Source organism: Kitasatospora sp. NPDC001095, from assembly GCF_053598615.1.
This window is the reverse complement of sequence record NZ_JBSFKQ010000020.1, coordinates 74622-87077: the sequence shown is the minus strand read 5'-3', so window position 1 is coordinate 87077 and position 12456 is coordinate 74622. Positions and strand designations below refer to the sequence as shown.

Annotated in this window: 8 protein-coding genes and 1 pseudogene; 7 read left to right on the top strand and 2 right to left on the bottom strand. The window is 76.4% G+C overall.

Translation table 11 applies throughout. The features are described from left to right. Positions 1 to 185 precede the first annotated feature (185 nt). Positions 186 to 3083, top strand: a complete 2898-nt coding sequence (locus ACWDBB_RS18925; protein ID WP_449790685.1) for a BTAD domain-containing putative transcriptional regulator — start codon at positions 186 to 188, stop codon at positions 3081 to 3083. A gap of 37 nt (positions 3084 to 3120) precedes the next feature. Here ACWDBB_RS18925 and ACWDBB_RS18920 read toward each other — a convergent pair whose 3' ends face one another. Together ACWDBB_RS18920 and ACWDBB_RS18915 are read right to left on the bottom strand one after the other, a co-directional pair. Continuing rightward, positions 3121 to 3753: a sigma-70 family RNA polymerase sigma factor gene (locus ACWDBB_RS18920; RefSeq protein WP_449790708.1), complete on the bottom strand. Its 633-nt coding sequence runs from the start codon at positions 3751 to 3753 to the stop codon at positions 3121 to 3123. Between the two features lie 277 nt (positions 3754 to 4030). Then, the gene (locus ACWDBB_RS18915; RefSeq protein WP_449790684.1) at positions 4031 to 4408 is read right to left on the bottom strand and encodes a hypothetical protein; all 378 of its coding nucleotides are present in this window, start codon (positions 4406 to 4408) and stop codon (positions 4031 to 4033) included. 586 nt (positions 4409 to 4994) lie between these two features. Between ACWDBB_RS18915 and ACWDBB_RS18910 the strand changes: the two genes are divergently transcribed. The 6 genes and pseudogenes from ACWDBB_RS18910 to ACWDBB_RS18885 all read left to right on the top strand — a co-directional run bounded on the left by ACWDBB_RS18910 (position 4995) and on the right by ACWDBB_RS18885 (position 12252). Then, positions 4995 to 6461 carry a flavin monoamine oxidase family protein gene (locus tag ACWDBB_RS18910; protein ID WP_449790683.1) on the top strand — a complete coding sequence of 489 codons (1467 nt, stop codon included), beginning with the start codon at positions 4995 to 4997 and terminating at the stop codon, positions 6459 to 6461. Then, the gene (locus ACWDBB_RS18905) at positions 6458 to 7879 is read left to right on the top strand and encodes a glutamate-cysteine ligase family protein (protein WP_449790682.1); all 1422 of its coding nucleotides are present in this window, start codon (positions 6458 to 6460) and stop codon (positions 7877 to 7879) included. Before ACWDBB_RS18910 ends, ACWDBB_RS18905 begins: the two co-directional genes overlap by 4 nt. Positions 7880 to 8055: 176 nt before the next feature. Then, positions 8056 to 8295: a hypothetical protein gene (locus ACWDBB_RS18900; RefSeq protein WP_449790681.1), complete on the top strand. Its 240-nt coding sequence runs from the start codon at positions 8056 to 8058 to the stop codon at positions 8293 to 8295. A gap of 138 nt (positions 8296 to 8433) precedes the next feature. Then, positions 8434 to 9636 (top strand): MFS transporter, encoded by a 1203-nt coding sequence (locus ACWDBB_RS18895; RefSeq protein WP_449790680.1) that lies wholly within the window; start codon positions 8434 to 8436, stop codon positions 9634 to 9636. Positions 9637 to 9890: 254 nt separating this feature from the next. After that, positions 9891 to 10627, top strand: a pseudogene (locus tag ACWDBB_RS18890) (class I SAM-dependent methyltransferase). Between the two features lie 299 nt (positions 10628 to 10926). Next, positions 10927 to 12252 carry an MFS transporter gene (locus ACWDBB_RS18885; RefSeq protein ID WP_449790679.1) on the top strand — a complete coding sequence of 442 codons (1326 nt, stop codon included), beginning with the start codon at positions 10927 to 10929 and terminating at the stop codon, positions 12250 to 12252. Positions 12253 to 12456 lie beyond the last annotated feature (204 nt).

Below are 12456 nucleotides of genomic sequence, written 5' to 3'. Positions count from 1 at the left end.
ACGACACCGGGCCCGGCGTCCGTCGCCCCGTGCAACCCCCGGCTGCCGCGGTGGCATCCCCTCAGGGAGGGTGTGGCCTGCGGTGGGAGCCCCGTCCGGCACGGACGGGGCACGATGTCGCACTACACTGCTCCACCCCGAGGCTTCGGGTGTGATGTGCGGTTCGCGGTGAAACGGGGGCACTGGTGCGGATTCGGCTGCTCGGGCCGGTGGAGTTGCGGGTCGGGGCAGAGGGCTTCGACGGCGTGGCGGGCGCGCAGCGGAGGGCCGTACTGGCCCTGCTGGCACTGCGGTTGGGGCGTCTGGTCGCCATGGAGCAGCTGTACGAGATGCTGTGGGACGAGCAGCCGCCGCCGAGCGCGCGGGCGGCCGTGCAGGGGCACGTCGCCGCGCTGCGGAAGGTGCTCGCGGACACCCCGTTCGAGCTGCACACCCGGGACTCCGGCTACCTGCTGGACGGGCCGGTCGGCGCGGTGGACGCGCTGCGCTTCGAGGAGCTCGCGGCCGCGGCCGACCGGCAGACCTGGCTCGACAACCGCACCGCAGCGGTCGCGCTGCTGGAGGAGGCACTGGGGCTGTGGCGCGGCGAGCCGCTGGCCGACCTGCCCGACACCCCCCTGCGCGCCGCCACGGTGGACCGGCTGGAGCAGTCCCGCACCTCCGTCCTGGTCCGCTGGGCCGGGCTGCGGCTGGGCCAGGGCACCGGGGCGTCGGCCGTGCCCCTGCTGGAGCAGGGCGTACGGGTGGACGGACTGCGCGAGGAGCTGGTGGCGCTGCTGATGCGCTGCCTGCACCAGGCGGGCCGGCCCGCCGAGGCGCTGACGGCCTACCACCAGGCCCGGGTACGGCTGGCCGACGAGCTGGGCATCAACCCCGGCCCGGCGCTGCGGGCCGCGCTCGCCGAGGTGCTGGCCGACGACCGCACGGTGGAGCTGCCGCCGGCCGCCGAGCCGGCGCCGCCGACCCCGCAGGCCCCGCCCGTCCCGCGCCGACTCCCTCGCCGCGACCCGGACTTCGTCGGCCGTCTCGCCGACCTGGCCCGCCTGGACCGGGCCTGCGGGCCCGACCGTTCCGGTGAAGGCCCGGTGCTGGTGGTCGGCCCGGCCGGCGTCGGCAAGAGCGCGCTGGTCACCGCCTGGGCCCACCGGGCGGCCGCCCGCTTCCCGGACGGCGTGCTCCACGCCGAGCTGCACGGCCTCGCCCCGACCGACCCGGACACCCCGGCCGGCCCGGACACTCCGGCCGACCCGCACACCCCAGGTGCCCCTGGCTCGCCGGACGCCCCGGCCCGGCCCGAGGCCGTGCTGGCCGGCTTCCTGCGCGCGCTCGGCGTACCCGAGGAGGACATCCCCGCCGACCGCGCCGCCCGGGCCGCGCTCTACCGCGACCGCACCAGGGGCCGGCGGCTGCTGGTGCTGCTGGACGACGCCGCCGACGCCGAGCAGGTCGCCGACCTGCTGCCCGCGGGACCGACCGGCACCGCCGTGGTCACCGGCCGGGGCCCGCTGGAGGGCCTGGTCGCCCTGGAGGGGGCCGGCCTGCTGCGCCTGGCCGCGCTGCCCGAGGACGACGCCCTGCACCTGCTGGAACGCGCCCTGACGCCGGAGCGGCTGCGCGCCGAGCCGGAGGCCGCCGCCCGGCTCGCCGGGCTCTGCGACCACCTGCCGCTCGCCCTGCGGATCGCCGCCGCCCGCCTCGCCGCCCGGCCGGACTGGACGGTCGCCGGTCTGGTCGCCGAACTCGCCGACGAGCGCGCCAGGTTGGCCGTCCTGGACGCCGACGGCACGCTCTCCGTCGCCGGCCGGCTCCGGCTCACCCACCGCCGGCTCTCCGAACCCGCGGCCGAGCTGCTGACCGCCCTGGCCGAACATCCCGGCCGCGAGGTGGACGCCCAGGCGAGCGCCGCCCTGCTCGGCAGCGACACCGCCACCGCCCACCGGGCGCTCGGCGAACTGACCTCCCACCACCTGCTCACCGACACCGCCCCGGGCCGCCACGCCCGGGCCGACCTGGTCCGGCTGTACGGCGCCGGCCTGCTCGCGGAACGGCCCGAACAGCACCGTCGGCTGCTCCGCGAACGCCTGGCCGACCACTACCTCACGGCCCTGCGGCACTGCGGCTCCTTCCTCGACCCCGGCCAGGAGGACACCGCCCCGCCCACCGGTCCGGCGCAGGCCGTGCCCGCCGCCGTCGACATCCGCACCGCGCTCGACTGGTTCGACGCCGAGGAACCCGCGATCTCCGCGCTGATCGCGTCCCCCGACACCGATCCGGCCCGCACCTGGCGGCTCGCGCTGACCTGCGGCTCGCTCTACTACGGCGCCAGCCGCTTCACCGACTGGCTCGCCGGCGCCCGGCTGGGGCTGGCGGCGGCCGAACGGTGCGGCGACCCGGTCGCGGTCGCGCTGCTGCTCACCTGCCGGGCCCAGGCCCTGGTCGCGCTGGAACGCCGACCGGAGTCCGCGGAGGCGGCGCGCAGGGCGGTGGCCGCCGCCGAGTCCGCGACCGGGCCCGCCGCCGCGTCCGCGCGCGTCCGGGCGCTCGCCACGCTGGCGCTGGTCACCGCGATGCTCGGCCACTGCGCCGAGGCCGAACGGCTGGCGGCCTCCGCCACCGCGCTCGCGCTGGAGTCGGGCGACCGCCGCCGGCTGGTCGACGCCAAGGTGCACCAGGGCTGGGTGAGCCTGGCCGTCGGGGACCGGGAGGGCGCCCAGCGCCGGTCCCGCGAGGCCCGGGAGCTGCTGCCCGCCACGCCCGTCACCCAGGTCCACCTCTGGTCGCTGCTGACCGAGGCCCAGGCCCTGCCGCCGACGGTCCGCGACGACGCCGCCGACCTCGCCTGGCACCGGCTGCTCGCCGCCTGCGAGGAGGCCGGCCTGCTGTACCTGCACGCGGTGGCCGAACAGGCCTACGCCGCCCACCTGACGGCCCGGGGCCGGGAGCCGGAGGCCGGAGGACGGCTTCGCAGGGCGCTGGACCGCTTCCGCGCGCACGACCGGCAGGCGGGCTACCTCAGCGAGTTCACCGCGGGTCTGGAGGAGTCGCTCGACCTCCGCGCCGACCGGCGGCCCGCGCACGACTGAGCCGCGCGGCCCGGGGCCGGTGCCACCGCCGGCCCGGTCAGCCGGTGGCCGAGGCGGCCCCGTGCTCCGGCGGGGCGTACCCGTGCTCCGCCGCCAGCACCGGGCGCAGCGCCCGGATCGCGTAGAAGTTGCGGGACTTGACCGTCCCCGGCGGCACCCCCAACCGGGCGGAGGCCTCGAGCACCGAGCGGTCCTCGAGGTGCAGCTCGACCAGCACCTCGCGGTGGTGCTTCTGCACCCGGCGCAGCGCCAGCGCGATGTCCCGGGCCACCACCACCCGCTCGTACGGGTCGTCGGCGAGCGGCCGGTCCTCCACCGGCTCGCCGATCACCTCCTTGGCGCGGGCGGCGGCCATCCGGTAGTGGTCGATCGCGATCCGCCGGGCCACGGTGAACAGCCAGGGCCGGCTCGCCGCCGGGCCGGCGGCCAGCGCCTCCGGGTGCTGCCAGGCACGCAGCAGGGTCTCCTGGAGGATGTCCTCGGCCTTGCCCCGGTCCCCGCCGGTGGCCCGCAGCAGCGAGCGCAGCAGGTAGCCGCCGTGCAGCCGGTGGATCTCGGCGAGCGTGTCGGGGTCGAGGGTAGGACGGGCCGGGGCGCCGGCACCTTCCGGCGTGTCCGCGGGGCCCCCGGGCGGCGGGGTGGCGGACGTTGACTGGGCGACGGGCGGCATCGACACGCGCTACCTCTCAGGTCGGGCAAGGGGCGCAGCACGGGCAGGGGTCGCAGCACGGGCAGGAGTGCTGGGCACCGGCCGGACATCCCCGGCGGTGGCTGCACCAGCACACTGCCGGAGGCCGCCAAGTCCGCGCCAAGGATCGGCCAACGCCTCCGCGCGCAGCGCTCGGCCCGGCCGCGGACGCCACCGTTGGCGGACGCCGACGACCGTTGGCCGGCCGTTAGCGGCCGTGCGCCGCGGCTCCGGCGGGGCACCGCCGACCGGGGGCCGGTCAGCCCTCGGCGAGCACCCGGAGCAGCTCCCGCACCCCGTCCTCGCCCCGGTGCTCGATCAGCATCGCGACCCAGGTCGCCAGCCGCCGGCGCTCCGCCGCCGACCACCGGGGGGCCGACGGGTGCTCGTCCACCACCAGCGCCGTCGCCAGGCCCAGCAGCCCCGGCGCCGGCCGCGGCCACAGCCGGCCCTCCGGCACCGCGCGCAGCGCCAGCCGCCGGGCGACCGCGATCACCTCCCCCGCCGCCGCCTCGGGCACCGCCAACGCGGCGGGCCCGGCCACGCTCGGCGTTCCCGACCGCACCAGGGCCGCGATGAACTCCCGGGCCTCCGGTCCGTCCGCGGCCGTGCCGGGTCCCTCCCCCGTCCCGTTCACGGGGCTCACGCTCCTTCCGACTCCGTCGCACTCACTCGCACTCGGTGCTGTCCGATGGCACTCGGCGAGCGCCGGGTGCCACCGAACGAAGGTACCGATCGGTAGCCGGTCGAGCGGAGGGTTTTCCGATGCGGTCCCTCCCGAAGTGGCAAGGGGCGCTCCGTGCACCCCGTCCCGCTCAACGAGCCCTCCGCCACCAGCGGTTCAGGTGAACCGGAGGAACTCCTTCAGCCGTGCTCCCGGCCGTACGGTCCGGCCGGAGCCGGGGCCCGGCCCGGCCCGGCATGGCCGTGCCCGCCGACCGGCTGGGGCATCCGGGTGAGGACGCCCCTCCGAAGGCCCCGCGATTGGACAGATGGACCCCGGGTAGAAGCCCGCAGGGCCGCCGCGGTCGCTCCGTCCCCGTCAAACCCCCGCCCGTCACCTGCCCGTCACCCGCATCGGCGCCGCGAAGTGGCATCCGACGGCGGCCTGGCCAAGGCTGGGCCCGGGGGTCCCGCCTCAGATGGGTACGGTGCCGATGTTCGAATCGAGCTTTGCGTTCCCCCGCTCGCTGCTGGAACCGGTCGCAGGTGCCCGGGGGCGGGTGGCCGTGGTCGGAGCCGGCGTCGCCGGGCTGGTGTGCGCGTACGAGCTGCAGCGCCGGGGCTTCGACGTCGTCGTGTACGAGCGGGCGAACCGGCCGGGCGGACGGGTGCGCACCCACCGGTTCTGGGACGGCACCCATGTGGACCTCGGCGCCATGCGCATCCCCGGCAACCACCACTGCGTGCTGCACTACGTCTCCCGGTTCCGGCTGGCGACCCGCCCGTTCGTCAACTCCAACCCGCGCGCCTACTACCACCTGCGCGGCCGGCGGGTCCGGGTGCACGACGTGGCGTCGCTGTTCCCCGCGTACGAGCTGCGCCCGACCGAGCGCCAGGCCCCCACCCCGGTGCTGGACCACCTGCTCGGCTCGGTGTGGCGCACCCTGACCGTGGAGCAGCAGCGCCGCACCCTGGAGGGCCACTGGGACGACCCGGCGCTGGAGCGGGCGGCCTCGGTGTCGCTGTGGCAGTTCGTCCACGAGCACCTGTCGCAGGACGCCTGGGACCTCTTCGGCCACGCCAGCGGCCTGGCCCACTACGAGCAGTCCTCACTGCTGGAGGTGCTGGTCGACTACTTCGGCCTGTTCCACCGCGGGCAGATCGAGCTGGTCGACGGGCTGGACACGCTGATCCACGCCTTCGTCGATTCGCTGCGCCCGGGCACGCTCCAGCTCTCCACCCAGGTCGACGAACTGGCGCTGACCGCTGACGGCGTCCGGCTCCACGGCCGGCGGATCGGCGCCAGGCTGCACGACGACGTCGACTACGTGGTGTGCTGCGTCCCGGCACCCGCGCTCGACCAGATCACCGTCACCCCGGGCCTGCCGCACGCCCAGCGGCACGCCATCCGCGGCATCAGCTACGCCAGCAGCATCAAGACCGTCCTGCACCTCACCCGCCGCCGCTGGGAGCTGGAGGACGGCATCCACGGCGGCGGCAGCTTCACCGACCTCCCGATCCAGCAGTGCTGGTACCCCTCCGACAACGCGGTGCGGAGCAAGGACGGGGTCAACGGCAGCGGCGGCCCGCACTGGGTCGCGCGTGACCCGCTGCGCTCGGCCGAGCCGACGGCCCTGCTCGGCGCGTACCTGTGGGGTGCCAACGCCCGCCGCTTCGCCGCGCTGGAGCCGGCCGAGCGGGACGCGCTGGTGCTGGAGTGCCTGGAACGGCTCCACCCCGGCATCACGGCGGACGTGGACGACATCGTGCACTGCAACTGGGACGTGCAGAGCGGCATGGGCGGCGGCGCGTTCGCCCATCTCACGCCCGGCGAGCACAGCCGCTACCTGAGCGTGCTCGGCTCCCCGTACCCGGCGGAGCGGCCGCGGGTCTTCTTCGCCGGCGAGCACCTGTCCGGTGCCCACGCCTGGTGCCAGGGCGCGGCGCAGTCCGCCCTCGGCGCGGTGGGCGCGCTGCTCGACCGGGCGGGGCACCCCCGGGTCGTCACCCGGGTGGGGGCGGTGTGACGGTCGCCGACCCCGGCCCGGCGCCGGGCACCGCATCCGGCCCCGCAGTCGCCCCGGAACCGGCCCCGGCCCCCGCCCCGGCACTGGGCCGCGCCGAGTTGCTCGCCCCGTTCCGGCCCGGCCGTGGCGAGCTGGTCGGCATCGAGGTCGAGTGCGGCCTGGTCGACCCGGCCACCGGGCTGGCCGCCCGCTACGCCGGCGAGAACGGTGTGCTGGCCGTCCTGGAGGCGGTGCTGGCCCGGTGGGGCGGCGAGCCGCAGGAGGACACCGGGCGACTGACCGGAGTACTGCTCCCGGACGGCAGCCAGATCACGCTCGAACACGGCGGCCAGCTGGAGTACTCCTCCACGCCCGCGCCCTCGGTGGCCGAGGCGGTGGACGACATGCGCGCCGCACTGGAGCAACTCGCCGACCTGGTCGGCTCGTTCGGCCTCGCCCTGCTACCCGGCGCCTACCTGCCCTTCGACCGGCTCGCCGACATGCAGTGGGTGCCGATGACCCGGGGCGCCATCATGCGGGACTACTTCACCGGACTGGGCGAGCCCGGCAGCCGCGCCCGGTACGTGATGGCGCTGTCGCTGTCCACCCAGGTGACCCTGGACTACCTCTCCCCCTCCGACTTCACCCGGAAGCTGCGGATGCAGATGGCCGCAGCCCCGGTGGTCTCCGCGATGCTCGTCAACTCACCACTCCAGGGGGGGAGTTCCTCCAGCGGGCGACTGTCCCACCGGTGCTGGGCCTGGCAGCGGATGGACCCGCGCCGGGGCGGAGTGCTGCCGCCCGCGCTGCGCCCCGACGTCACCGTCGAGTCCGTCGTCGACTGGGCGCTCGGCATCCCGCTGATCCACTACCGCACCCCGGACGGCCGCTACCACCCGGCGCCCCCGGAGCTCACCTTCGACGAACTGCTCCGGCACGGCTACCCGGACGGCTCGCGCCCGACCCCGGCGCACTGGGCCGCCCACCTCAACCAGCTCTGGACCAACACCAGGGTCCGCAACACCCTGGAGCTGCGCGCCTCGGACGGCCCGCCGTACCCGTCCATCCCCGCCGTCCCCGCGCTCTGGGCCGGGCTCAGTTACCACCCCGAATCCTGCGACGCCGCCTGGGAGTTGCTCGGCCGCCACACCCTGCACGACCACCGGGCCGCACTCGCCGAACTACCCGCCCTCGGCCTGGCCACCCGGCTCGGCGGCGAACCGGTCCGCCCGCTGGCCGCCGAACTCCTGCGGCTGGCCCGGGGCGGCCTCGCCGCCCGGATCGCGGCCGGCCTCGAACCGCCGCACGTGCTCGGGTACCTGGACCCGCTGGAGGAGGTCCTCGCCACCGGCCGGACCTTCGCCGAGCAGTGCCTCGAACGCTGGCACGGCGAACTGCGCCGCGACCCTGCCCGCTACGTCGCCGCGTACCGGGTCTGAGGCAGCGGCGGACCACGGCGGACCGCCCGCGGACCACTTGGAGGGAACCTCCGCGTCAGCAGGTCGTCAGCGGAGTGTCAGCAGTGCGTCAATCCGAGCCCCGGCGGGCGCGGGCGGGCGGAAGCTGGACACCATCACACCTGCAAGCCCCGCAGGTCGTCCCGGAGGTGAGCCGCATGTCCGTCCCCGCCACGTTCCATTCCGTCCTCCCCGACGTGCGCCGCCACGGCCTGCGCACCGCCGTCACCCGGGTGCTGGACCGCCTCGCCGCCAGCCCGCTCGACAACACCGTGCTCGGCGCGATCGGCACGCCCCGCCCGTCCGCCCGCCCGGCCGGGCCGCGCGCCCGGTGGCACCTGGTGTCCCGGCCGGACGGCACCACCGCCCTCGAAGCCGCCTGGCACCCGGACCGCTGAGGCCACCGGGCGCCCGTTCGCGCCCGTCCGCGACGGCGGCGGCCGGTCGCGGACGGGCGCCGGGCGCGGACAGCCATTCGGCGCAGCGCTCCCCCGCGCGGCACGGCCCCGGTCCGGGGCCGCACCTATGGTGGGCGAATGACCGATCGTCGGACCGTCCGGCCTGGTGTCGCCCGGCTGGGCCACCTCGTCGCCGCCGCCGCTTTCGCCGTCTGCATGACGGGCACCACCCTGCCCACCCCGCTCTACGGGCTGTACCAGGAGAAGCTCGGCTTCTCCGAGCTGACGGTGACGGTCGTGTTCGCGGTGTACGCCTTCGGCGTCATCGGCGTGCTGCTGCTGGTCGGCAACGTCTCGGACACCGTCGGGCGCCGGCCCGTGCTGCTCTGCGGGCTGGCCTGCTCGGCCGCCAGCGCCGTGGTCTTCATGGCCGCCGACAGCGTGGCCGTACTCTACCTGGGCCGCCTGCTGTCCGGGTTCTCGGCGGGCCTGTTCACCGGCACCGGCACGGCGTACGTGCTGGAGCTCGCCCCGCCCGGGCACCGGGCCCGGGCGGGCTTCGTCGCGACCGCCGCCAACATGGGCGGACTCGGCTGCGGACCGCTGCTGTCGGGCGTGCTCTCGCAGTACGCGCCGCACCCGCTGGTGCTGCCGTTCGCCGTGCACCTGGGCCTGGTCACCGTCTCCTTCGCGCTCACCCGGCTGCTGCCGGAGACGGTCGCCGGGGCCCGCCCGCTGCGCACGGCCCGGCCCGACCGGCCGAGCCTGTCGCCGGAGGTCCGCCGGGTGTTCGTGCCGGCCGCGGTCGCCGCCTTCGCCGGCTTCTCCCTGCTGGGCCTGTTCACCTCCGTCAGCCCCGCCTTCCTCGCCACCGACCTGGGCGTCCACAACCGCGCGGTGGTCGGCCTGGTGGTCTTCACGGTCTTCTTCGCCTCCACCCTCGGCCAGCTCCTGGTGCCCCGGCTCGGCACCGCCCGGGCGATCCCACTGGGCTGCCTGGTGCTGATCGCCGGGTTGGCGCTGCTGGCCGGCTCGCTCGCCCGGGAGGTCCTCGCCCTGCTGGTGCTCAGCGCCCTGGTGGGCGGCGCCGGCCAGGGCATGGGCCTGCGCGGGGCGGTGGGCGAGGTGGCGGCGGCCGCCGCCACCGAGCACCGCGGCGGCGCCCTCTCCGCGCTGTTCGTGGTCGCCTACTTCGGCATCTCGATCCCGGTCATCGGGGTGGGCCTGCTGACCGGGCCGCTCGGCCTGGCCCAGGCGGGCCTGGTCTTCGCCGCCTGCATGGGCGTGCTCGCCGCCGCCTCCGGCCTCTACCTGCTGCGCCAGGCGCGCACCGCGAGCTGACGCGCGCACTGCCCCGCACCGGCCCGTGCGCTGGCCCCCACTGCTCCGCACCGGCCTGTGCGCCGGCCCGCACTCCCCCGCACCGGCCCGCGCGCCGACCAGCACGCCGCAGGCCGTCCCGCGCGCCGCCGTACGCGCCGGCCGTACGCAACCCGCGCGCGAACGCCGCCGGCCGCCCGTACGCGCTTGCCGCCCACGCCGGGGACCGATAGACACGAGCCAGACACCTTGCGTGACATCCGGAGGTTCCCGCCATGGCCGTGACGAGTCGCTACCTGGGCGCCTGGGAGGGTTTCTGGCGCGATGCGCCCGAGGAACCGGGCTCGGTGATCTGGGACGCGGAACCGGCCCTCGGCGCCGAACGCCACCTCACGCTGTTCCGTCCCCACCTGGCCGACCCCGCGCTGCCCGTCGTCGACCTGGGCTGCGGCAACGGCACCCAGACCGCTTCCTCGCCGAGCGCTTCCCCGTCGTCCTCGGAGTCGACCTGTCCACCGCCGCGCTGAACCTCGCCCGGCGGGGCGACCCGGCCGGGCGGGCCGAGTTCACCCGGTTGGACGCCACCGACACCGAGGCCGTCCGGGAGCTCCACCACCGCCTCGGCGACGTTAACGTGTACGTGCGCGGGGTGATCCACCAGAGCGAACCGGCCGACCGCCCCGCGGTGGTCGAAGCCGTTCGCATCCTGCTCGGGGCGCGCGGTCGGGCCTTCGTGTTCGAACTCGCCGAGGCGGCCAAGGACGTGCTGGCCGAGCTCGTCCGCGGGCCGGCCGGACCGCCCCCGAAGCTGCGCCCCGTGTTCTCGCACGGGCTCGCCCCCGCCGGAGTCGCCGACTCGGCCTTCCCCGAGCTGTTCCACGCCGCCGGCCTGGACGTCCTCGCCACCGGTGAACTGCCGCTGGCCACCACGGAGTCCGGCCCCGACGGCACCCGGATCGAGCTGCCCGCGCACTGGCTGGTCGCCGGGCCGCGCGGTTCCGCGCCGGCCTAGAGGGCGTGTCTGACAATTCGCGCCAGACGTGCGACGGGAATCGTCGGACACGCCCCGGCCCGCAGGGCCGGGCGCGCGGAAACCCGACGATCCACCGGCTTTCGGCCATCCTCCGTGTCCGGTCGGACCCTCCGGACGGGCCGCGCCGACGGCCCGGCCGTTCCCGATCTCCGCTGGTCAGCATCCGGCGCCCGGCGAACCACTCAAGTCCCCTGGAGCACCGGGAGATTGGCGCAATCGTGCAGGAGCGGCGGCAAAGGCGGGCAGGCGGACGACCCCGCCGTGTTTTGCTTCCCCGCATGGGATCTTCCACGGCCGAGGGGTCGTCCGTACCGGCGGAGTCCGGCCCGCCCACGACAGCGCCCCCGGCCCCGGAACCCGTACCGCTGCGCCGGCACCGTCCGCTGCTGCTGCTCGTCACGGAGCAGCTGAGCAGCTCGGTGGGACGCCAGGTCACCGCACTGGCGCTGCCGCTGCTGGCCATCGCCCACCTGCGCGCCGGCCCGCTCGGCTCCTCCGCGCTGCTGGCGATGACCTACCTGCCCGGCGTCCTGCTCAGCCCGCTGATCGGCGTCGCCGTCGACCGGGCCCGGTTGCGCCGGATGCTGGTCTCGGTGTCCTGGCTGCAGCTCCCCGCCATCGGCAGCGTGCCGCTCGCGGCCGCGCTGGACGGCCTGACCTGGCCGCACCTCTTCGCCGCGGCCGCCGCCTCCGGGGCGCTGGGATCCGCCCAGACCGTCGCGCTGCAGTCCTGTCTGCCCCGGGTGGTGCCCGCGGAGCGTCTGCTGCCGGCCAACTCCTCGCTCACCGGGGCCAGGACCATCGGCCTGATCGGCGGGCCGGCGCTCGGCGGCGTCCTGATCGGCGTGGTCGACCCGGCCCCCGCGCTGCTGGTCGAGTGCGCCGCCTACCTCGTCGGCGGGGCCCTCTTCCTGGCGCTGCCGGCCGCGCTGAACCGGCCCGCGCACGAGGCGGGGCACGGCGCGCGGTCCCGACTCGAAGCCCTGCGGGAGGGCCTCGCGGTCATCCGGCGGGAGACCCTGCTGCGCCGCCAGGCCCTGGCCGCCGCCGGGCTCAACCTCGGCGGCGGCGCCGGCGCCGGACTGTTCGTGCTGTACGCCGACCGGGAGCTGCGGCTGCCCGCGTGGCAGCTCGGCGCGGTCTACGCCGCGTACGCCGTCGGCATGGGCACCGGCGTGCTGGTCGCGGCCTCCGTGACCCGGGCGCTGGGCATGGCCCGGGCCATCCGGCTGTGCGCGGTCGGCGCGGGGGCCGCCCTCTTCCTCATCCCGGCGGCCTCCCTGGGCTTGTCGTTCCCGGTGCTGGTGCTCTACCAGCTGCTGTTCGGACTGCTGGCCACCATCTGGTCGATCGCCATGACCACCGGGCGCCAACTCGTCACCCCCGCGAACCTGTTGGGCCGCGTCAACGCCTTCCTCCAGGCGGTGCTGACCGCCACCCTGCCGGTCGGCGCCTTCGTCGGCGGGTGGCTCGCCGCCCGGGTCGGCATCGTGCCGGTGCTGGTCGGGGCGGCAGCCGTCGCGCTGGCGGGCGCGAGCAGCCTCTGGTTCCCGCGCGACATGCTGGCCGGGATCGAGCGGGCGGCCGAGCAGAAGGCCGCCTGAGCCCCGTCGCCCTTCGTACCGGACCGCGGGGAACCCGACGACACCGGGCCCAGGGAAACCCGACGGCACCGGCCCTTTACGGGCCCGACGGCACCGGGCCGTGGGAGCCCGACGGCGGGGCCGGTCCGGGCCCTGGGGCGGGGGCGAGTCGCCGGGGCTGCCGGCCCGGGCGCATCCTGGAGAGGACCCCACCCCTCGCCCGGG

Coding starts and splice junctions, on each gene's coding strand:
- ACWDBB_RS18920 (WP_449790708.1), bottom strand. CDS start 3,753: ATGCCGCCCGTCGCCCAGTCAACGTCCGCCACCCCGCCGCCCGGGGGC.
- ACWDBB_RS18900 (WP_449790681.1), top strand. CDS start 8,056: ATGTCCGTCCCCGCCACGTTCCATTCCGTCCTCCCCGACGTGCGCCGC.
- ACWDBB_RS18895 (WP_449790680.1), top strand. CDS start 8,434: ATGACCGATCGTCGGACCGTCCGGCCTGGTGTCGCCCGGCTGGGCCAC.
- ACWDBB_RS18885 (WP_449790679.1), top strand. CDS start 10,927: ATGGGATCTTCCACGGCCGAGGGGTCGTCCGTACCGGCGGAGTCCGGC.